Origin of the sequence: Deinococcus sp. Arct2-2 (genome assembly GCF_004801315.1) — a bacterium.
In the GTDB taxonomy this organism is placed as follows: Bacteria; Deinococcota; Deinococci; order Deinococcales; family Deinococcaceae; genus Deinococcus.
The window spans coordinates 1-22820 of the sequence record NZ_SSNW01000003.1 but is presented as its reverse complement, the minus strand read 5'-3'; the positions used below and the strand labels follow the sequence as shown (position 1 = coordinate 22820).

12 protein-coding genes are annotated in these 22820 nt (G+C 63.7%); 5 read left to right on the top strand and 7 right to left on the bottom strand.

From position 1 onward, the window contains the following. The first annotated feature begins 84 nt into the window (after positions 1-84). Positions 85-3603 carry an NPCBM/NEW2 domain-containing protein gene (locus E7T06_RS02180; protein WP_240740803.1) on the top strand — a complete coding sequence of 1173 codons (3519 nt, stop codon included), beginning with the start codon at positions 85-87 and terminating at the stop codon, positions 3601-3603. 147 nt (positions 3604-3750) lie between these two features. Beyond that, positions 3751-4767, top strand: coding sequence for a WD40 repeat domain-containing protein (locus tag E7T06_RS02175; RefSeq protein WP_136364219.1), 1017 nt, complete (start codon positions 3751-3753; stop codon positions 4765-4767). A 493-nt stretch (positions 4768-5260) separates the two neighbouring features. On the opposite strand, the gene E7T06_RS02170 is transcribed toward E7T06_RS02175, so the two are convergent. After that, on the bottom strand, positions 5261-6925 hold the full coding sequence (locus E7T06_RS02170; RefSeq protein ID WP_168733330.1) for an AAA family ATPase: 1665 nt from the start codon (positions 6923-6925) through the stop codon (positions 5261-5263). A 10-nt stretch (positions 6926-6935) separates the two neighbouring features. Continuing rightward, on the bottom strand, positions 6936-8000 hold the full coding sequence (locus E7T06_RS02165; protein WP_136364336.1) for a glucose-1-phosphate thymidylyltransferase: 1065 nt from the start codon (positions 7998-8000) through the stop codon (positions 6936-6938). Between the two features lie 425 nt (positions 8001-8425). Between E7T06_RS02165 and E7T06_RS02160 the strand changes: the two genes are divergently transcribed. Continuing rightward, complete coding sequence (locus E7T06_RS02160) at positions 8426-9745, top strand: RNA-guided endonuclease TnpB family protein (protein ID WP_136364217.1); 1320 nt, start codon at positions 8426-8428, stop codon at positions 9743-9745. Here E7T06_RS02160 and E7T06_RS02155 read toward each other — a convergent pair. From E7T06_RS02155 to E7T06_RS02135, 5 genes are all read right to left on the bottom strand, one after another. After that, on the bottom strand, positions 9742-10953 hold the full coding sequence (locus tag E7T06_RS02155) for a glycosyltransferase (RefSeq protein ID WP_136364216.1): 1212 nt from the start codon (positions 10951-10953) through the stop codon (positions 9742-9744). The genes E7T06_RS02160 and E7T06_RS02155 overlap by 4 nt on opposite strands. After that, entirely contained in the window at positions 10950-13994 is a 3045-nt protein-coding gene (locus tag E7T06_RS02150; RefSeq protein WP_136364215.1) for an NPCBM/NEW2 domain-containing protein, read from the bottom strand. The genes E7T06_RS02155 and E7T06_RS02150 overlap by 4 nt, the downstream gene beginning before the upstream one ends. Before the next feature lie 159 nt (positions 13995-14153). Continuing rightward, positions 14154-15359, bottom strand: coding sequence for a glycosyltransferase family 4 protein (locus E7T06_RS02145; protein ID WP_136364214.1), 1206 nt, complete (start codon positions 15357-15359; stop codon positions 14154-14156). Further along, the gene (locus E7T06_RS02140; protein ID WP_136364213.1) at positions 15356-16561 is read right to left on the bottom strand and encodes a glycosyltransferase; all 1206 of its coding nucleotides are present in this window, start codon (positions 16559-16561) and stop codon (positions 15356-15358) included. Before E7T06_RS02140 ends, E7T06_RS02145 begins: the two co-directional genes overlap by 4 nt. Next, complete coding sequence (locus E7T06_RS02135; protein WP_240740802.1) at positions 16558-18189, bottom strand: O-antigen ligase family protein; 1632 nt, start codon at positions 18187-18189, stop codon at positions 16558-16560. Before E7T06_RS02135 ends, E7T06_RS02140 begins: the two co-directional genes overlap by 4 nt. 494 nt (positions 18190-18683) lie before the next feature. Between E7T06_RS02135 and E7T06_RS02130 the strand changes: the two genes are divergently transcribed. Both E7T06_RS02130 and E7T06_RS02125 read left to right on the top strand, forming a co-directional pair. Further along, the gene (locus E7T06_RS02130) at positions 18684-21524 is read left to right on the top strand and encodes an NPCBM/NEW2 domain-containing protein (protein ID WP_240740801.1); all 2841 of its coding nucleotides are present in this window, start codon (positions 18684-18686) and stop codon (positions 21522-21524) included. A gap of 368 nt (positions 21525-21892) precedes the next feature. Next, the coding region (locus E7T06_RS02125) for an NPCBM/NEW2 domain-containing protein (protein ID WP_205750781.1) at positions 21893-22820 on the top strand (928 nt) is incomplete at its 3' end.

Here is a 22820-nt window from a genome sequence, read left to right as displayed (position 1 = left end):
GACGCGCCACAGTTAACGGAGCAGGCTCTATCCGTTGCAAATTCACCCGCCCAACGGCAAACCAACCCGCGCCAAACAGTGCGGATGGGCCTTTTGTGCCTGATTGGGGCAAGTCTGGTGGCTTGTTCTTCGCCGCCTTCCTCCAGCACCAGTGGGCCAGAAGCGGCCTACCCTTACGCCAGCGGCGTGGATTACTCGTGGTCTGACGAATCCGATTCTTCCGACCCCTATCCGGGCGGCTTCGGCTACCCTTGGCGCGGCGTGGGCCTGTCTGCGCTCGATACCCCCACCGAAACGCAACTCAGCGATATGACGTGGACTTCGGCCACCAACGGTTACGGCCCCATCGAAATCAACAAGAGCAACAATACCCGTGCGGCCGGCGACGGCCTGACCCTGACCATCGGCGGCACGACCTTTGCCAAAGGGCTGGGCGTACACGCCGCTTCCGATATTCGCTACGCGCTGGGCGGAGCCTGCACGGCGTTCAGTGCCCAAGTGGGGCTAGACGACGAAGTGGGCGACCGGGGCAGCGTGGTGTTTCAGGTCTGGAACGGCGTGTCCACTAAAATCTACGATTCCGGCACCATGCGCGGTATCGACCCAGCCAAACCTGTAACGGTCAACGTAAACGGCGTGCAGAGCCTGCGCCTCGTGGTTACCGACAACGGTGATGGCCCCAGCTTCGATCATGCAGATTGGGCCGATGCCAAAGTGACGTGCAGCACGCCCCAGCCTTCCGGCGACAAGCTGCTGAGCGAACTGACGCCCTTGTCGGCCACCAACGGCTACGGGCCATACGAGAACAACACCAGCACTGGAGAGCGTCCGGCAGGCGATGGCCGCCCCCTCACCATCGGCGGCACGGTGTATTCCAAAGGCCTCGGCGTTCACGCGGCCTCGCAGTTGGTCTACGCGCTGGGCGGCACCTGCTCTGTATTCAGCGCCGAAGTGGGCGTAGACGATGAAGTGGGCGACAAAGGCAGCCTAATCTTTCAGGTCTTGGCCGATGGAGACACGCTGTTCGACAGCGGCCTGATGACCGGCAAAGACCCGGCCCGCTCGGTGAACGTCAGCGTGGCAGGCAAACAGCAACTGACCCTGCGCGTCACCGATGGCGGCAACGGCGTGCAGTTCGATCACGGCGACTGGGCCAGTGCCAAAATCAATTGCTCTACGGTGCAGCCTGCGGTCAGCAGCGTCACGGTCAGCCCGGCTCCGGTCAGCTTGAACGTGAACGGCACGCAGCAACTGAGCGCCGAAGTGAGCGGGCAAGGCAGCTACAGCCCCGGCGTCACGTGGGCCAGCAGCAATACCGCCATCGTGACGGTCAGCCAATCGGGTCTGATTACGGGTGTAGGGTCAGGCAGCGCCACCGTGACGGCTACCTCTACCTTTGATCCCAGCAAGTCGGGCAGCGCCCAAATTACGGTCAATGCGGTGTCTACGCTGCCTGCAGGCGGCCTCCTGATCAACTTCCGGCCCACAGGTTCGGCCCCACCCACTGGCTACACCGCCGATACGGGCGCGGCCTACGACGCCGCACGCGGCTCCGGCTGGATCACGCAGGCCAGCGTCGGCAGCGGCGCAGGCGTGCCTCTCGACATCACGCCCAATTCGCGCAACCGCAACCTGGTGGGCGTAGACGCCCGCCTGAATACGCTGATGCATATGCAGTTTCCGGCCAACGTCTCCAGCACGACGGCCGTCCGCACGCCCGCTGCGTGGGAATACGCCCTGCCCAACGGCGTCTATAACGTCTCGGTCAGCGTGGGCGACGCCAGCAACACCTACGACAGCGCCCACCAGATCAACATCGAGGGCCAACTCGCCATTGCCCGCTTCGTACCGATCGCTACCCGCAAATTCATGTCCAGTACGCTGCTGGCGAATGTGCAGGACGGACGCCTGACCATCGACGCGACGGGCGGCACCAACACCAAGCTGAACTACGTGATCATTCAGCCCGGAGACCGGCCCAGCGTGCGCGGCTATTCTCCGCAAGATCACCAGACGATGGTCGATCCCACCGTGTCGGTCACGGCGGACGTGAACTTGCCCAACAATGCCATCGACCTGAACACCCTCACGGCGGCGGCGGTGCATATCATTGATCTGGGCACCAGTCAGATCATCCCGGCCAATGTCAATACCTCGGGCGGCGGCGACGCGGTGGTCATCAAGCCCACTTCGCCGCTTCAGGCCAATACCCGCTACCTGTTCGAAATCACGGCCGATCTCAAAGACCTCAACGGCGCGGCCTTCTTGCCCCTGCGCTCCACCTTCGTCACCGGGGCCAGTTCTACCGATACCAGCGGCGTCGCCTTCGAGCAAATTGCGCTGCCCAACGCCCCCAGCATGCCTTACACCACCGTCGAAATGGGGCCGGACGGCAAACTCTACGCCGCCACCCTGACCGGAGAAATCCTGCGCTTTGGTGTGGAGCCAGACGGCACGGTGACTGCGCCGCAAACCATCACGTCGGTGCAAACCGCTAACGGGGGGCCGCGCACCATCATCGGCCTGAAGTTTGACCCTGCCGCCACCGCCGATAACCTGATCGCTTGGATCAGCAACAACCACTTCTGGAACGGCAGCACCAATTCGCCTGACTGGAGCGGCAAAATTACGCGGCTCAGCGGCCCCAACCTTGAGAACGTGCAGGACTATGTGGTGGGCCTGCCCCGTTCTATCCGCGATCATCAGACCAACAGCATTTCCTTCCGGCCCGGCGACACCACGGCGCTGTACGTGCTTCAGGGCAGCAACTCGGCCATGGGCGCACCCGACAACGCTTGGGGCAACCGCCCCGAACGCCTGCTCAGCGGCTCGCTGCTGCGCGTCGATCTCAGCCGCATTCCGTCGCCGCCCATCAGCGTCAAGACTTCGGAGGGCGGGCTGTACGATCCCTACGCCCCCGGAGCGCCCGTGACCATCTATGCCAGCGGGATTCGCAACGCCTACGACATGGTGTGGCACACCAACGGCCAACTGTACGTGCCCACCAACGGTTCGGCGGCGGGCGGCAACACTCCGGCCACTCCCGCCACCTTGCCTGCCGCCTGCGACAACCGCTCGGACGGCCCCTACACCAGCCCCGCCGTACCCGGCCTGACCAGCGTGACCGTGCAGCACGACTTTCTGTTCCGGGTGTTGCCGGGAGGGTACTACGGCCACCCCAACCCCCAGCGCTGCGAATGGGTGCAAAACGGCGGCAACCCCACCGCCGGCACCGACAAGGCCGAAGTCGCCTCTTACCCGGTGGGCACTTTGCCTGACCGCAACTGGCGCGGCTTCGCCTACGACTTTGGCGAACATGCCTCGGCCAACGGCGTGATCGAGGAATACACCAACGCCCCTACCTCGGCCCTGCGGAACAAATTGCTGGTGGTGCGCTACAGCGCAGGCAAAGACATCGTGGTGCTGACGCCCGGTGGCCCCAATCTGGACATCATCACGGCGCAGACCTACGTGACCGGCCTGAGCAACTTCACGCCCAACCCGCTTGACCTGACCGAAAACCGGTCTACTGGGCACCTGTACGTGGCGCAACTGGACGAGCAGACGGGCGCAGGCAAGCTGACGCTGGTCCGGGTCAAGTGACCTAACCGCCTCCCCCATTCCGCACCGCCCACCGCGCCGCCACTCACCTTCTCGGGAGTCGCGGCGCGGGTTTTTTACAGGGATTGAGCAGAGCAATTGCCCTCTCTTAGACAAGCGCCCTCAGACCCGTTAAGGAGGACTTCCCCCATGTCAATCAACCGCACCACTTTGCCCACATTGCTGTACCTCACACTGACGCTCGGCGTGGGCCTGGGCTGCAGCCCAGTTGCCTTGAAGGTGTCGCAGGTGGCCCCTAGCTCACAGCCTCAAGTCCTCAACCTCGGCAGCGCGGCGCTTGCCCTCACCTACTCGCCTGATGGACAACTGATGGCTACGGGCAACGGCGCGGGACAGGTCATGTTGTTACCGCAAGTTTCAGGTATGGCTCCGCGCAGCTTGCCGAATCAGAGTGCCGTGAACGCGCTCGCCTTCAGCCCCGACAGCCAACTGTTGGCCTCGGCGGGCGGAGATGGCCGTATCCGAATTTGGGAAGTCACTACAGGCCGACTGCGCTTCACGCTCCAGCCAGACACTTATTACGTCACGTCACTCGCCTTCAGTCCCGATGGAAAACAGCTTGCCAGCGGCAGCGGCGATAACACGGCTTTATCGGGCTTAGGTAACAGCGTGAAGCTGTGGGACATGGGTAGCGGGAACCTGCAAGCCTCCCTGTTGGGCCATACCGATGTCGTGACCGCTGTGGGCTACAGCCCGGACGGAATCCAATTGGCAAGCGCCAGCCGCGACAATACGGCCCGGTTGTGGAATGTGGCTGCCCGCCGAGAAATCCGAACCTTGCGGGGCCATACCGATGACCTGACGGCGGTGGCCTTCGCGCCCAACGGTCAGCAGTTGCTGACAGGCAGCGCAGACACCACCCTCAAGCTGTGGACAGCGTCAAGCGGCGAACTGGCCCGCACCTTGTCCACTGCCACCCCAATCGTCGCGGCGGCCTTCTCGCCTGACGGAACCGCCCTCGCCTCGGCAGGAGAAGACCGCGTGGTGCGGCTGTGGAACGCCCAAACTGGGCGAAGCGTGCGGGTTTTTCTCGGCCACACGGCTCCCATTCAGGCATTGGCTTTTGCCCCAAACAGTGCGGCCTTGGCGTCGGGCGGTGGGCTGGACAAGACCGTGCGGGTGTGGCCGTGGGGCGGGGGAGAGTAGGGGGAAGTGCAGGAGGAGCAATCGTTTTGCTCACCCACCCCCTCTGCTCCGCAGCTCTGCGAGTCCCCAGCCCACTGCTGCGCAGCTCTACGAGTCCCCCCTCTCCTGCGGAGCTTTGCAAGTCAAGGGCGAGGGAGCGAAAACTCCGACACCGCTACCCCAGATCGTCCCCGCCAAATGCGTGTGAGGCCGTCATCCGCGCAGCGGGTGGGCCAATTCCATTCTCAAGACGACTGGCAGTTCAGCTTCAAAAGAACGAGGAAGCCGACTTGAAACGCGGCAAGATCAATCCGCCTCAGCGGAGCGCCAACTCCCCTGACCCCTGTGGGGGCGGGGGAAAAGTGGCAGCAAGCCGAACAACCAGATAAAAACTAAGGTTTTCAAACGAGCAAAACCCGCCAAGCAGTCTTTCCAGAAGGTTTGAGCCGACATCAACCACACAGCACAGCGGCGTCAAAGCTAATCCTTGACGCCGCTGTGCTGTTTTTGCCCGTTACTGCGTAATCGTCTCCCCACCCACCCGTTCGCGGGCCACCACTGCCGGAGCCGGAGCCACCGCCGCCCCATTCAGCCGGGGCCGAGCATTCAGCAGCACGCCCAGCACGCGGGCGCGGACCGTCCGGGCAGCGTCGAAGGCAGCAGAGACGTCATCCAGCGAGGTAGCGCCGGGAACGACGATCAGCACCAAACCGTCAGCCGCCGCCGCCAGCGCCACCGCATCGGGCGAGGTCAGTAGGGGTGGGGTGTCGAACAGCACGGTGTCGTACTGGGCGCTGATACCGTCCAGCACACGCTCCAGCCGGGTCTGATCCAGTGAGCCGTCCATGCGCCGGGTGGCGCTGGCAGGCAAGAGGTCAACCCGCTCGGTCACGGGAATGGGGCGACCTGCTTCTCCCGCAGCACTCGGGCGCGTGTTGTTCTGGCTCTGAAGGCTCTGCCACAAGCCAGTCTGGGCGGCGCGGTGGGTGTCGGCGTCAACCACCAGCACGCGCTCGCCGCTTTGGGCGAGGCTCAGGGCCAGCGCCACGGTCACGCTGCTGCGGCCCTCGGCTGTCCCGGCACTGGCGACTACCACGCGGCGGGGCTGACCTGCCGCACCAGTTGTTCCTAACTGAGAGAGCACATTCACCCGCAAAAAGTTGACGCCGTTTTGCCAGCCACCCGAATGCAGCGCGGCCAATAGACCTGATCCGTTGTGGATTCCCGGCACGCTGGGCAAGCGCCCCAGCACCGGCACGCCCCAACCCAACACGTCTTGCTCGCTGTATACGGTGCGCCGCCGCCCGGCCCACAACAGCGCCGCGCCGCCCACCAACAGGGCGGTCAGCAGGGCCGCCAGCACCGCGCTTCTAGCCGGGCGGGGCGAGGCGGCCTGCCGGGGTAACTCGGCACTTGCCAAGGCCGCGAGGCTACCCGCCGTGGACTGTTCCAACGCCGTGACCTGAGCCAAATTTTGGAGCACTTGCGCCCGCGCTGCCGTCAGGGTTTGGCGTTCCAGCGCGGCGCGGCGGGGACTGGTAGCAGCGGTGGGCGCGGCCTGCAACTGGGTATCGAGCGACTCGAATTGCCCTTCGAAGCTGCGCCGCAACTGGGCCAACCGCACTTGGGCGCGGCCCGCATCCCAGCCGAGGAGGGCGGCGGCCCCGGCATCGGCCAACGCCTGCGCGGCCTGTGGGCTGGTGGCCGATGCTTTTACGTCGAACACGCCGTCTTGCTGCCCGCTGCCCTGCGCCTGCACGTTCAGCACGCTGCCAATGTCGTTGCGAACCTGTGAAGTCAGGCCAGTGAGCGTAGCGGCGGGCAACCCTTTGCCGAACGTCTGAAGCTGGTTGACGACGCGCCCGCGCACATCGCTGCTTTGCAGGGCCTCTTGCAGTGCGCCGCGTGGCAGCGACGGGGCCGCGAACACGCTGCCGTTGAGCAGGCTGCTGCCGCCATCATTTCTGACCGTAATCAGGCTGGCGCTCGACTGGTACACGGGCGTTTGACGGGCCGCCAACAGGTAGGCCGTACCTGCCGCGAGGGCGGCGCTGGCCGCGATAATGCCCGCACTGCGCTTCAAGACTGTGCCCAAGCGCCGAAAATCGTTGTCGGCGTTCACGGGCGCAGTGTGCGGCACAAACACTACTTGGTCTGAACTGGAAGGAATAGGCGTCAAGTCGCTCACCTCAGCACCCCAGTTCCAAGCTGCTGGCATCCGACAGCACAAAGCGGTGAATGCGCGGAATGGCCCCGTGCCCGATCACGCGGGCCTTGACCCCAATCAGGCACTCTTGCAGGCGCACGCTCATGTTGCAGATCTCGGCATCTTCGTCTATCACGCTGTATTCCACCTCGGCATTGCGGATCAGGCTGCCGCGCCCCACGCTGGTATATGGCCCCAAATACGCGTTTTCAATTCTGGCTCCGGCGGCGATGGTCACCGGCCCCATGATCACGGAGTTGATGACTTCTGCGCCCGGCTCCACCACCACCGCCCCAGTCAGGCGCGAATCGGTCACTTTGCCCAGCACGCAACTTTTCAGTTCGCGCAGCAGCAGGCGGTTGGCGTCCAGCAGGTCTTCGGGCTTGCCGGTGTCTTTCCACCAGCCCTGCACGCACTCGCCCAGCACGTTGCCGCGTTCTTCAATCAGTTCGGCAATGGCGTCGGTAATCTCGTATTCGCCGCGTGCGCTGGGTTTGAGGGTTTCCAGTACGTCAAAAATAACGGGCGAAAAGCAGTACAGGCCCGCCACCGCCAACTTGCTGAGCGGCACTTTGGGCTTTTCGACAAGCTGCGTGATGTGCCCGTTCTCGCCCATCACGGCCACCCCGAAGGCGCTGGGGTCGTCGACTTCGACAAGTGCCACCACCGCGTCGGCCCCTCGGCGATGAAACAGGTCGATAAAACGCCCTACGCCCTGCTCGAACAGATTGTCACCCAAGTACACGCAAAAGTTGCTGTCACCCACCCACTCGCGGGCCACCTTGACGGCGTGCCCCAGCCCCAGCATTTCGGTTTGGTCGATAAACGTGATGTTCACGCCCTCTAGGCCGCGCACCGCGCTCGTAATGGCCTTGCGCGTCAGGTCGGACACCACGATCCCGATGTCTACAATCCCCGCCTCCGACAGCGTGGCAATGGCGTGGCAGATGATCGGTTTGTTGGCGACTTTCAGCACCGGCTTGGGCCGCGCATACGTCAAGGGGCGAAGGCGCGTGCCCAGTCCGGCAGCGGGAATGATGGCCTTCATGGGCAGCGCGGCGGGGCGGCGTTCAGCCCCTGCGGCATGGTCTGAGTGGGCAAGATTAGACATCTATCCTCCGGAAACGGGGCACAAGGTCGCCTGAACGGGGTGGCCTGAAGGGAACTGAAGCAACTGGGCGGGAATGAAGAAACAAAGAAACGGCCGCGCCCGGTGATGGACTGCGGCAACTTCTGTATTCCGCTTGCCGTTACTGTGCCCAAGCGGGCGTTACGGCATCGACAAAGAAAAGACTTTTATGAAGGTTTGGCTTGCAGCGGCCACTTGATGTTCACGGGTCTGGGCGGGAAGCACGCGACTTCAGTCGTGTGAGGGAGAGCTCAGCCGCCCGAAGGGCGGGATGTTGACGCGGAAGTTGACGCGGATGCTGCTTGGTCTTTCAAGGACATTAGAATATTCTTCTCCTTGTGAAGATGACGTTCACTGCTAAGCTCAAGCTGAACCACACGAGGGCGCAGAAAGCCGCTCTCGATGCGGCGACGCTGGCCTACCGTGACGCGCTGAACTACACCTCCGTACGGGCGTTTGAGATGAACAAGTGTTCTGGGGCCGCCAAGATTCAGAAAGAGGTCTACGCTCACCTCCGTGAGGTCATCGGGCTGCCGTCTCAGATGGCGTGCAGCGCTCCGCGACAAGTTGCGGCCTCCTACAAGGGGTTATGGACGAAGTGCAAAGACCACCACACCCGCCAGCACTTCATTCAGAGTGTCAAACCCGGCTATCAGCCTCGCTCTTTTCGGGGATTTGAACGTCCTGCCAAGTTCGTCTCCCGCACCTTGGAATACCAGTACGGCAAGGATTACAGTTGGAAAAAGGACGGCAGGGTTAGCGTCTTGACCCTTGAAGGCCGTCAAGTCATGACTTACGCAGGGTATTCCAAGCACCTTGACCTGATTCAGTCCGGCTGTGAAGTCGGCGCGGCCAAGCTGTACTACCAGAAGTCCAAAAAGCAATACTTCCTGCTGGTGAGCGTTGAAGTCGACCTGCCTGATCCACAACCCCAAGACCACACCAATGTCGTTGGTGTGGACGTCGGTCAACGTTTCCATGCCGTGGTGACCGACACCCGCAACCGCACTCAGTTTTTCTCCGGCAAACACACCAATCAGATCAAAGACGGCTTCGCCCGGATCAAGTCCTCGTTGCAGCGAAAAGGCACCCGTTCCGCGACCCGCCGTTTGCTGGCGTTGTCGGGCCGGGAAAGACGGTTCATCGCTGACCGCAATCATTCCCTCGCGTCCCAGATTCTGAAGACCTACCCCAAGGCCGTCATCGGCCTTGAGAACCTGAAAGACATCCGCACCCGGACAGAAAGGCGCACAAATCCGAAGGCCAGTAAGCAAGCCAAGCGGAACCGGCGTCGCCGCAGTCAGTGGAGCTTTGCCGAGTTGCAGACTGTTGTGGCCTATAAAGCCAGCTTGGTGGGCAGCATGGCCATTCAGGTGGATGCCCAGTACACCTCGCAGCACTGCGTGAAGTGCGGTCATACCAGCAAGGCCAACCGGCCCGCTGCTGGGTTGATGTTCATGTGTGAGGTGTGCGGGTATCAGGTGCATTCAGACCTTCTCGGCGCGAGAAACATTACCCTCAGAACGTTGGCGGTTCGGCAAGACTGGACAGCCACGGGTGCCTTGTCAGTGCGCCCTGATGTGTCGAGCGTTGAAGCCAAAGCTGAGCGCCTGCACAGGTACTCGGAGTTGCGGTGGAGTTCAGACACAAGCCCGCGACTTTAGTCGTGGGTCATTGACGGGAGGCTCCATCCGCCCGGTGGGTTGTCGTCGCTCACCGTCTGAATTCCGCTCCCCGCCACCTCCCGCAGCACCGCTTCCCACTGCGGCACACTCGCGGCGGGCGCAAAAGCCTCGGCGCGGCGCAGGCCCAACGCGGCAAAATGGTGGCGCACGGCAGGCTGGGTCAGTATCCGGCCCAGTGCCCCGGCCAGCGCGGGCGCGTCGTCTACGGGCACCAGCAGTCCGCCCCAGCCGCCTTCCAAAATCTCACCGGGGCCAGATGGACAGTCGGTGGCCACCACAGGCGTCCCGCAGGCCATCGCCTCCACGATTACGCCGCCCAGCCCCTCCCACCGACTCGACAGCGCAAAAACGGAAGCGTGTTTCAACAGCGGATATGGATTGGGCAGATACCCCGGCAGATGCACGCTGTTCCTTACATCCAATTCTCCGATCAAGCGTTCCAGTGCGGCCCGTTCCTCGCCCTCGCCCGCGATGACCAGATCGTGCGCGACACCTTGTCCCAGTAAGCGGGCATGGGCGCGAATCAAGGTATCAAAGCCCTTTTGAGCGGTCAGGCGGCCCAGCCCCAGCACCGTAGGCCGAGTCTGCATAAACGCGGCCCAGTCGGGCAGGGGCTGTTCTTTGGCGGCCCGGATGCGTTCCAAATCTATCGGGTTGTACACCACGCTCAGGCGTTCGGGGCGCAGGGGGTGCAAGCGCCGTAACGTGTCCCGCGTGCCCTGCGAGACGAACACCAGCCGGGGTAGCCGCGCATAGATCAGGCGCGACAGAAGGCGGTGCCACGCGGGTTGCTCCGAAAAGGTGTGGCTCAGGTCGTTGCGAACCCAAGCCAGCGTAGGCGTGTGCGTCAGCACACTCGCCAGCCCTGCAAAGTAAGTGGGCATCAGTTCCACCGCGCCCACGATGACGTCGGCCCCTCTCGCCGCTGCCAGCAACGTGGCCGGGACTCGTGTCACCGCGTGCCGAATCCGCTGCCCAGGCCCCAGCGCCACCGTGACCGGAACACCGGGGGGCAACTCGCCTTTTAACGCATCTTCAGACCGTAAAATCCAGATAGACGGCTCGAAGTAGCGGCGGTCTAACCGGGCGATCAAACCCAGCGTCACCCGTTCTGCGCCGCGCCCATACAGTCCTTCCAGCACAAACAGCACCCGAATTCTGGCGGGCTGCGGCACGGGTTCGGTCACTGCCGAACGCCCGTCCAAGTGGTGGTAACCGCCCCGGACGACGCCGATCCGGTCGCCACCACCAAGCGCCCGTTGATCACGTCGGCCACAGGCGATTGCCGGGGCGCGGGCAGCGGCGTCAGGGCCGTCCAAGTGTTGGCGGCGGGGTCGTATTCACTCACGTTGGCGACTTCTGCCGAGTTTTGGGTCACGCCCGAAATGACTACGATTCGGCCATTTTGTACCACCGTAGAGGCATTGATGTGGCCGATGGGAAGGGGCAAGCTGGCCCGCGCCGTCCACGTATTGGCGGCGGGGTCGTAAGCATGCACGGCGCTCTGGTTGCCTGCGTTCTCATCACCCAGATGTTGCCCGCCCAGCGCATAGATTTTGCCGTTCAGCACCGTTCCGCCGAGGTGGTTGCGCGGGTTGGGCAGCGGCGCGGCAGTCGTCCAGCTTGTGCCGCCGTCCAGTTGCAGTACCCAGTGTTCGGGCGAGTCGCGTTTGTAGAGGTCAAGGTCGCCGGGGTTACGCTCGGTGCCGCCAAAAAAGTGCAGGGTGCGGTCAAGTTTCACCAATGCGCCGCCGCCCCGCGCTCCGGGCAAGTTGGGGCCAGCGCTCCATGTGTCGGTGCTCACGTTGTATTTCCAAACATGTGCTGTTTGGGGGCCGGGATGATTGCCCACGAATCCTCCCGCCACATAGATCGTTTGGCCGTCTACCGCCACCGCGCCGTGCGTGCTCTGTTCGGGCATATCGCGGGCCGTGCCCCACGTGTTGGTGGCCGGGTCGTACACCTGCACTTTGGCGTTGGTTCTCAAATCGCTGTCGAAGCCGCCAAAGATGTACAACTTGCCGTTCACAGCGGCCCCCTGCGCCTCCGAGACAGGCCGGACGGCGTCGGTCTGCTGCGTCCAGCTTACGGCGGCGGCCGTGGCCACAGACGGCCTGACGTTGCTGACCACGAACACGTAATCCTGATAGTCACCGTTGGAGGCGGGTTCGAAGGCCACCAGATAAGAGTTGGACACGGGCTGTCCGGCGCGGTCTTTGAGGGGATAGACCCGCACGGCGTGCTTGATTGGCCCGGTGTTGAGGCTGTCTTGGGTGAAGGTGGACTGCGGCGCGTAGCTGGTGCGGCCCGCGTACAGCGTAAAGGCCACGTTGCCTGGATCGAAGCTGGCCTGCGTGCCAGACGTCAGCGCCGGATTCAGCGTCTGCTCTTGCCCGGTGGCAATCGTGCCTACCGCGTTCAGTGTGCTGCTGCCCTGAACCGCGTACCCGAACGGCAGCAGATCGTCGGGCGAGTAGCGGGCCACCGCCTTCATGGTCACGGGGCCAGCGCCCGCCTTGCGGAACAAGGGTGCAGACACTTCATCTCCGATCAGGTTGCTGCCTGTCCCCAAAATCAGGTTTGAACTGCCTACGTTGATGGCGTATCCGAGGGTATCCACCGCCTGTTGCAAGGGCGGTTCCTGATCGCCTTGCAGCCCCCGCGCACTCAGGCCGTACACATTGACGGCGGTAGGCGCGTTCCCCTCCGACGCCACTTGCAACGACCCTCGCAGCGCCCCGGTACTGGCCTGAGGCGCAAAGCGCACGCCGACGCCCACGCTTTGGCCCGCCGCCAGGGTTACCGGCAAGGGGGGCGCGTCTACCACGCCGAACGCCGAGGCATTGGGGCCAGCCAACGTCAGAGAGGTAATTTTTACCGCTGCCGTGCCCGGATTGCTGAGCGTCAGGCGTTGGGTGGCCGAAGTCGTGTTACGCACCGTGCTGAATACCAATTCGCCCACGTTGGCTGCCACCACTCCGGCATTGGCCGCCACCGGAAGAATTTCGATGGCGCTCACTTTGGCATTTTCTACCTGCCGCACGAACGCCAGATTCAGCACACCGTCGGTTATGCTGGCAGACAGGGTTTTGACCAACGCCCGCCCCGCGCCCCCTGCTTCAGCAAAAATATCGAAGCGGTTCAGGGCGGTCTGGTTTTCCACTTTCACGTCAAATACGCGCTGGCCCGCCGCCGCCTTGTTCAGTTCGGCAAAGTGCAGGCGCACCTGATAACTGCCGTTGGGCACAGGGACTTTGTACTCGAAAGCGGTTTGTCCGGCAGGAACGTTAGTGGTTACGCCGCCCGTCCATTCGGTCTGGTACAGCGCGGCGTTGGCGGGGGCCACTACCCCGCTCACCGGGTCTGTTTCGCTATAAGAAAACCCGCCCGAAACAAGGCCGCCGCACGAAGTCACGGCGTCGCAGGCCTGCCACGTCACCCCGCCTACCGTCTGGGCTGGGCCGCCCGCATTGATGCGAATGGCGTCGGCCTCCGAACCGCACGCCACCACCGGGCTGACCCAATCGGCGTGATCGTAGCTGATGCCGTCGCCCGCATCGGTGACCACCAGCCGCAACTCCTGCACCCCGGACACGTTCAGGTTCACGCTTTTGGCCGCGTCCGCGCCGCGCAGGGTGCCGGAATCGTAGAGTTTGCTGGCCGCGTTGCTCGTGGCGGGGCCGTTCCACACCTGAAACACCACGCTGCCCCGGTTGCCTACCTCATCGTCTACACCCACGCCCGCCGTAAAAGTGCTGCATTGGCCGCCCAGCGCAAACGTGAGGCTGGAGTTGGCATGTGCGCCCAGGCCGCGTGCATAGGTTTGCCCCGCCACCGTCAGCGTGCGCCCGTCGCCTGGGGCCTTGTCGCCGTTGCTCTGGTCACGCTCTACCGGCCCCCACCCGCTGCTGGCTGCCGTCCAAGGCTGCCCACTTAGGGCGTTGTCGCCAGCGTTCAGGGCCAACAGTTGCACTCCCGCCGGAACCGAGTCTATCCAAGAGTGGTCTTGGCCGTCGTACACGAAGTCTACGGGGGGCGCTGCCGCCGGTTGATTGCGTGCTGCGCCGTCCGACAGTGGCCCCGACTGCGTGCAGGCCGAGAGCAGCAAGAGGCCGCCCAGCAGCCAGCGCCGCCAAGGCCGAGGAGACACGGGAGCGGAGGCGGGGGCCAGCGTCGGGTCAGGGGCAAAGGCGTCAGAAGAAAAGGTAGTCGTGGGCGTCGGGGTCATTGGAACAAGCCTCCAAAAAATCGAGCTGGTCAGGGGGTACGGGTTAGGGAAGAGGGTAGGCGGCGGGGTGTGAAGGCAGTTCCGAATTGGGTGCGCCAACGTTCATTGACCAGAGTTCATTCACCAAAATCAGTTCACCGGGGCAGCACGGCGAAGCCTTCAGCCCCCCGGTGTAGGCAGGATGTCGCCCGCTCCGGCCCGCGCCTGCCAGAGGGCGCGGCGGTAGATGTCCTGCAACACCTGTCCGTTTCGCTCGGCGGTGTAGGACTGTTCGTAGGTGTGGCGGGCCATCCGGCCCATCTCGGCGCGGGCGTCTGGGTGATCCAGCAGCCAGCCCACCTGCGCGGCCAAATCCTGCGGGTCTGCGGGCCGGAAGTGGCGGCCTGTGCGGTCATGTTCCACCACTTCGGCCACCGAACCGATGCGGCTGGCGACCACCGGAAGGCCGGTTGCAAACGCCTCCAGCAGCGTCATCGGAAAGCCTTCGTACCACTGAGAGGGAAAGATCAGCGTGGTGGCCTCCTGCATCAGCCGCGCCACCCGCGCTTTGTCTTGCCTACCCAGATAGGTCACGCCCTCATAGGCGTCGGCGGCGGCCTGCGCTTCGGCAGCCAGTGGCCCGTCGCCCACGATTACCAGTGGCAAGCGCGTATGCAGTGTTTTCCACGCTTCCAGCAGCGTCAGCACGCCTTTTTCGGGAGAGAGGCGGCCCACGAACAGCGCGTAATGGCCGCCGTGCACCCCCAGCCCCGGATCATCGGCCAAGAAATTGGGCTTGACCACCAGCCGAGATTCGGGCAGGCCGCCCTGCACATACAAACCCCGCGCAAAATCGGTCAGCGAGATGTACACGTCTACCATCCGGCGGTAGGTGCCGAGCAGGCGGTGGGTGGTCAGCATGCCCGCCACCACCCCTGACCCGGCGCGGCTGTCCCGGTAACACGAGTGCTTGACCGCAGGCCAAGGCGGGGTTTTGCCGAGGCAGTCCTGACAGGGTGCGCCGTCGCGGTAGAAGTTGTGGTTCGCGCACAGCAGGCGGTAATTGTGCAGCGTTTGCACCACTGCCGCGCCCGCCGCCTTCACGCCCCAGTACGCGGCAGGCGAAATGATCGGGAAGGTGTTGTGAAAATGCACCACGTCGATGCCCTGCGCCTTCACGGTTCCGGCCAGAGCGCGGGCCGACGCCGGGTTCCACACCGTCTGCAGGGCAGACCGGGCCGCCGAGCCACCCTTCAGGTCGTCGTTATGCACGGTGTAGCGCGTGACTTCGACGCCTTGCCGCTCCAATTGTTGCGTTTCGGCCCGGAAGACTTCATCCTCGCCGCCTGCCTGCTGATAAAAATTGTGGGCCACGAGCACTTTCATAGCCCTGCTCCGGCGGTGGCCCCGGTAGCCAACCGTTGGTGGTACAGCCCCAAGTAGGCGTCGGTCATCTGATCCATGCTGAAGCGGGCGGCGGTGGGGGCGACCAGTGCGGCGGCCTGCGCTCTGTACTGCGCCGGAGCCTCGATCACCCGTGCCAGCGTGCGGGCGAATCCTTCCACGTCCTCGGCCCGCACGAGCAGGTCATACTCGGGCGGAAACAATTCGCGCAGCCCGTCTATCTGGGCGGCCACCAGCGGCGTTCCCGCCAGCACGACTTCTATGCCCAGCAGAGATAGTCCTTCAAAGCGCGAGGGCATCAGCACCACGTCGAAGTCGGCCAGGTGCGCCGACAGCCGGGGAATGGGGGGCGAAATGTGAACGGGCCAATTGCCCTTTTGCCGCCGCGCCCAATGCTCGAGTACGGGCGCAAACGTGCCGTGTCCGTACAGTTGAATCTCGGCCCGTGCGGGTGTCAGTTCGGCGGTGCGTTCCAAAATGGCGGGCAGCAAATCCGCGCCTTTTTGAGCTTCGAAGCGGCCTGCAAACAAGACCCGCGTTGGCCCCGGCACTCGCTGGGCCGGAGCCGTCGCCCGCGCCGTCACACCGTTGAAGATGACCCCGGTTTGCCCCTTCGGAAGTGGCCCCAACCCATGCCGCGCCCGGAAATCGTGCAGCCCCCCCAAGCTGGCAGGCGATACCGCCACCGATTCGGCGTGTTCCAGTTTGCGTTCCACCCAGCGCCCAATTCGTGCCCACTTGGGCCACAGCGTGGTGTTGTGAATAGTCCGGATCACGCGCACGCCCGCCCGTTCTGTACCAAACAGCAAACTGGCCGCGTAGGTGGCGTCCGGAATATCGGTGTGCAGATGCACCACATCGGGCCGCACCCGCCGCAGCACCCGCCGCAGCGTCCATCCGGCGTGCAGCATTCCGCCGCGTTTCATATCCAGAGGGGTGCCGCTGTACACCGGAATGTGCAGCCGCTCCAGCCGTTCCCGCATCGCCTGACCCACAGGTGTGTCGGCCACGCCCATCACCGCAAACACCGAAAACTCGCACTGCCCGCTCAGTTGCTCTGCCAGCGTGAGGGCCACTTCTTCCGCGCCGCCCAAATCGAGGTGGGTCACGACATGCATGACGCGGGGGCTTCTGGCCGCTGGGGTGCGCTGGGGCTGCGTACTGACAACGTGCTGGCCGGTCATGCGGGCCTGCCTTGCGTGGGCTGTGTTGCCCGCTGCCTCATCCATTGTTTCTCCCAGTGTGGCCTCAGTCGCCGCTGCGTTTCTAGGAGTGCGAGGCCGAAACCGAATAGGCACCAAAACCAGATGCCCCCCTGCGGCCCTTCCAGATACACGTCGAAGCTGGCGTTGACCATAAACGCCGCCCAGTACGCTAGAACCCATACATTCAGCCGCACCCACAGGTCTTGCCCGGCCCGCTTAGCCAACAGGTGTGCCCGCAGTAACGCGGCGGCGAACGCCAGTTGCAGCAGCGCCCACGCCAGCAGTCCCGGCACGCCAGAACGCGCCAAAATATTCAGGTGGCCGTTGTGCGGGCTTCGCAGCGCGTTGCCAGACAGCTGATAGCCGTCGTCATCGGCCAGATTTATGCCGTAGCCTTTGCCTGTCCAGAAATACGGCCCGTTTACGGTGTAGTTCACGATGTCCGTCCACCACTTCAGCCGCCAGCCCCGCGAGCCGTCGCGGTCATCTTCTCCGGTTTGGCCCGCGATGCTCTGCACGTTCAGGAGCAACGCCTGTGCCGAAACGGTATTGCGGTTTTCTCCGAGGCTGACCTGCACATTGGAGACCAAGAGGGCGGTGAGGGCCAACGTGAGCAGCAGCGCGGGTTTTCCCCAACGGCTGCCCGCGCCTGTTGAGGTGGTGGTTTCCCCCCCTACGTCGCTGCGGCTGCGTGCGCCCCAACGCATCACCAGCACCACCGCCATCGCCACCGCAATCGCCAAAATTCCGGCGCGAACCCGGAACACCGGAATTAACGCCGCCGCCAACCACAGCGCCCACCACAGCCACTCTTGCCGCGCACTGGCCGCCGCACTCAGGCGCTGCTGCACGGGCCGCAGCACTTGCGGCAGCCCCAGCATCAGCAGCGCGGCAACGCCCGCCAAATGCACAGCCACGTCGCCGCCCTTCAGTTCGATCAGGGCCACGTCGGTACCGGGAAAGCGGGGCAAGGCCGAGCCGAACAGCTCCGACACGATGACGGCCAGCGGCGTCCAGACCAAAAACACGGGGACGAATTTGAGGTAAGTGCGGGCCGCTTGGAGGGTGAGGCCAGTGTGCAGCAGCAGCGCCGCCACGGCGAGCCCAAACAGTCCGTAGCCCCACAGCACGGCGTCGCGCAGGGCGTCTAGGCCGTATCGGCCGACTTGCGGCACGGTGGCGGCCAGCCCGATCAGCAAAAAGCCCAGCAGGACGGCCACGATTCTGGACTGCTTGAGGTGTCGCCCGCTGAACGCCAGCAGCGCGGCCAGCACGCACACCACCAACATCAGTTCTCCGATAAACAAGGGGGCCACGCCCACATAGGCAAAGCCGCGCCCCAACAGCGCGTATCCCAGCAGGCAACTGCCCAGTGCGCCCAACGCCAGCCGGGGCAGATGAGCCCGCACTGCCAGCGCGGCAGCAAGCGCGAATACCAGCAAAGCCGCCACCGTTGCCAGCAGCGGATTCCAAACGGCTAGTGTGCCAATGCCTACGGCGGCCACCGCGCCCAAGACCAGCAGGGACGTCTGCGCTGGGAGAGAAGACCAGACAGAACGGGAGCCAAGCGGAGCTGTACCGGAAGAAGGGAGTGGGGGAGGATGCAAAAGGGGCGCTCCTTTGAGGGTCAGCAGGGGTGGAACAACGGGGCGAACGCAGGTGATTAGGCTAGGTAATCAGGTCAGGTGATCTGTACTCCCCGCGCCGCGACAGGGCCACATCCAAACAGAGGCGGCTAGGACACGTTCAGCGGTGGCCGTCAGACTTCACAGTTGCAGGGTAATCAGCCTGCGCTAACGAAAAATAAAAGAGCTGGCCCCGGCCCAGCGCTGGCAAGCTCTAGCGTTCGCCCCTGCAACGAAACATTGACGCTTGTTGGTTCAGGCTGTGCTGTCCAAGCAACTCGGGTTTGTTTTTGCAGCCTGAACAGCCGCGTGGGGGTAGGGGAGAGGAACACAGGATCGGCAAGCAAGTTGCGTTGTAGCGACACCTGAACCACAGGTGCGCTCAGGAAGCACAGAGAACCAAGGGGGAGAGGATGGCAGCAGTCAAGAGAGGTTCGGGGGGAAGGGCCGCACGGCAACGCATGGGAGCCGGAGTGATGGGGCTGGCATTGGCGCTGATGGCCTGCAACCAAAACACGCCGCAAACTCGGGTGACGCAAGACGACCCCTATGCAGGCGGCCAAAGCTACCCGTGGAGTGACCGCTTGGAGCCCACCAGCGGCGACCCGTATGAGGGCGGCAAAACCTACCCGTGGACGGGCGTCCGGGCCGCCGCCCCCGGCCTGACCACACTGGCACAGGGCAGCAACGACAATTTCCTCTCTGACCTGAGTTGGACCAGTGCCAGCAACGCTTGGGGCCCCATAGAGAAAGACCGCAGCAACGGCGACAAACTGGAGGGCGACGGCCTGCCCATCACCATCGGCGGGCAAGTCTTCGCCAAAGGGTTGGGTGTCCACGCGGCCTCGGAAGTCAGTTACGCGCTGGGCGGGATGTGCAATGTCTTTACCGCTCAAGTGGGGCTGGACGATGAAGTAGGCGACAAGGGCACAGTGGTGTTTCAAGTCTGGAACGGAACCACCAGCAAACTTTACGACTCCGGAACGATGCGGGGCGTAGACCCGGCCAAACCCGTGACCGTGAATATCGCGGGCGTGCAAAACCTGCGCTTGGTGGTCACCAACAACAACGACGGCATCAGCTTTGACCACGCCGACTGGGCCGACGCCAAAGTCAGTTGCCCCACCCGCCAGCCCAGCGGTGAAAACCAACTCTCTGACCTGCCGTGGACGAGCGCCAGCAATACGTGGGGGCCAGTCGAGCGCGACCAGAGCAACGGCGAAAAGCTGCAAGGCGACGGCAAAATCTTGACGATGGGCGGCGTCACCTTTGCCAAAGGCCTCGGCGTGCATGCTACGTCTACCATTACCTACGGCTTGGCGGCCCGCTGCAACGTGTTCAGCGCGCAGGTAGGCGTCGACGACGAAGTGGCCGACAAAGGCAGCGTCATCTTTCAGGTGTACGGTGACGGCGTTAAAATTTATGAAAGCCCGATTCGTCGCGGCACCGACCCTGCCCTGCCGATCAGTGTTCCGGTGGGCGGCGTCAACGAGCTGCGCCTCGTGGTCACCGATGGCGGCAACGGGGTCAGTAGCGACCATGCTGACTGGGCCGATGCCAAAGTCAGTTGCACCGACGACACGGTTGCGCCCGTCACGCCTACTGCTTTTACCGCCTCGCCCTCACTCGACGGCATCGCGCTGGACTGGGGCGACAATACGGAACCCGATTTGGCCGGTTACCGGGTGTACCGCTCGCCCTCGGCCAACGGGCCGTTTAGCCTGCTGACGCCGCAACTGCTGACCACTTCAGCCTACAGCGACCCGGCTCCGGAAGGCGTGCGGTCGTTTTACCAAGTGGTGTCGGTAGACAGTACGGGCAACATGTCGCTTCCGGCCAGCGCCAATGCCACGCGGCCCAACAGTGGCGGCAGCCCGGTCCTGACCGTCGAGAATCTGGACAACGCGCCTTACTTCGACCGGCTCGTGTTTAGCCGAATCGGCAGCCTGACCGCGCCCCCCAGCAACGGCGTACATGAGCGCGTGAGCCTGCGCCTGAAGAACACCGGAAGCTCGGTGCTGCGGGTGTCCGACCTGCCGATCAACGGGCCGTGGGTGCTTGACCCGGCCCCGGCGCTGCCTGCCGACCTCGCGCCCGGCAGCTTCCTGGACGTGCGCCTGCGCTTTGTGGCCGAGGCGACCAAATACCAGACCGGAACGCTGACGGTGGCTTCCAACGACGCGGGCAAACCCGCCTTCCCGGTGCAGCTCGCGGGCCTGTGGCAAAGCGTGTCCGAAGGCGGCCAAGAACCCAACGTGTTCCAAATTCGGGACGCCTTCGGGTACACCCTGAGCTTGGTTGGCGGCGAACCGACCATCGACCAGAAGGGGCTGGTGCGGGCGCAGGGCGACGAAGTCCTGACCGGCTACTGGCAGCGGGCCGACGAAACCTTGCCTGTGTCGGTGCGCCAATTGGCCGCGTACCACACGCAGGGCAACACGGGCACGCTGTACTGGCACGACAAGCGCGATGCCAACGTCAAGACCGTTCTGGTGCATGCGGGCATAGACGGCCAAACTGTTCTGCCCCGCCAAAACGGCTCGCTGACGCCCGGCGTGGCTTCGTTTGCTCCGGCAGCAGGCATCACTTTCGGCTTCCGGGTAGACGGCGAATGGGGTGACGCCCGGCGCAACAACCAAACGCCTGACCGCAACAACGGCTGCCTGCGGCCCTGCGGCCAACACGTCCGCTTCTGGCCCGCCAAAGACCGCGCCGGAGTGCCGCTGCCCAACACCTATTTCGTCATCATGGATTACGCGGGCATCAACTACGATTACAACGACAACCTGTACATCATCACCAACCTCAAGCCCGCACCCCTGCTGCTGAACGTCGGCGGCGCGACCTTTACCGACCCCCTGACCGGCACCGTGTGGCAATCGGACAAAGACCCCAACGGCGACGCGCCCTACACGCCCACCACCGCCATCAACGAAGGCAGTGCCAGCAGCACCTACGACATTGCGGGCACCGACAACGACCTGCTGTACCGCACCTACCGGGGCAACGTCGGCAGTGCTACCCCGCAGGAATCGCGCCAGATCAGCTTCAATATTCCCATCAACAACGGCACGTACCTGGTTAAGCTGCACTTCGCCGATTTGGCCTGGACAGTCCCCGGCAAACGCGTCTTCGACGTGAGCGCTGAAGGCGTGCTGCGCGTGCCGAATCTGGACATCGTGGCCCAGAGCGGCGGCGGCAAAACCGCGCTGGTGGTGCCCATCGACAACGTGCAGGTCACCGACGGCAAGTTGACGCTCGATCTCAAAGCTAGCGTGGATTTCCCGGCCATTTCCGGCATCGAAATCGTGCGCTGAAGGTGAGTGGCAGGGCCGCTGGCATCACAAGGCTGCCCTGCCTTTTTCGTCTCTTGCCCCAGTTGCAATACGGATTCCGGTTGAAAGCCGTTCCTTCTGACTTTCAATCCGACTTGCAAAGTCCCAGAGGGCAGCAGAGCGAGTCGGGATCATACGGAACCCGTACAAGCAATGGTTCGGACACTTTCAGGTCAAGAAAATAGGCCAGAGAGAAACGTCGTCTAGAACGTGCTGCCCGCTCCCCCCTCCCAACCTCTCGCGGGCGGGCTGTCCCAGTCCCCGCAAGGGGAGAGGAGCGAAACCCCCCGCGTTCTCAGGCAATGATCGGCAGAATTCGAGAACTGTCCGCACCATTGACAAGGAGCATCATGAGCAAAAAATTCGTGCTGGGCACGGTGGTAACCCTGACCGTGCTGATGGCTTGTTCTCGCCCCGATGGAACCCAGCCCCAAGCGCCTGACCCTTTTGCCGACCCCTATGCAGGCGGCCAAACCTACCCGTGGAGTGACCGCCTAGACCCGCCCAGTACCGACCCCAGCGCCGATCCCTATACAGGCGGTCAAACTTACCCCTGGACGGGAATTCGCACGCCCGCTGCTGGGCTGAAGTCTTCACTGGAAGCCCAGGCCCTCGGCAGCGGCGACAACTTCCTGTCTGACCTGACGTGGACGAGTGCTGCCAACGCGTGGGGGCCAATCGAAAAAGACCAGAGCAACGGCGACAAATTGGCCACCGATGGCCGCTCCATCACCATCGGCGGGCAAGTGTTCAGCAAAGGGTTGGGCGTTCACGCGGCGTCGGAAGTCAGTTACGCGCTGGGCGGGATGTGCAATACGTTTACGGCTCAGGTGGGGCTGGACGACGAAGTGGGCAACCGGGGAACAGTGGTGTTTCAAGTCTGGAACGGTACGGCGGCCAAGCTCTACGATTCCGGGCTGGTTCAGGGCATAGACGCGCCCAAACCCGTGACCTTGAACATTGCAGGCGTGCAAAATCTGCGGCTGGTGGTCACCGATAACGGCGACGGCGTCAGCTTTGACCATGCCGATTGGGCCGATGCCAGCGTGAATTGTCCGGCCCAGCAGCCCAGCGGCGACACCAACTTGTCGGGCCTGACTTGGACAAGTGCCAGCAATACGTGGGGGCCAATTGAGCGCGACCAGAGCAACGGCGAAAAGCTGGCGGGCGACGGGAAACCCCTGACCATCGGCGGGCAAGTGTTCGCTAAGGGGTTAGGCACGCACGCGGCGTCGGAAGTCAGCTACGCGCTGGGCGGAAGGTGCAGCACGTTTGCCG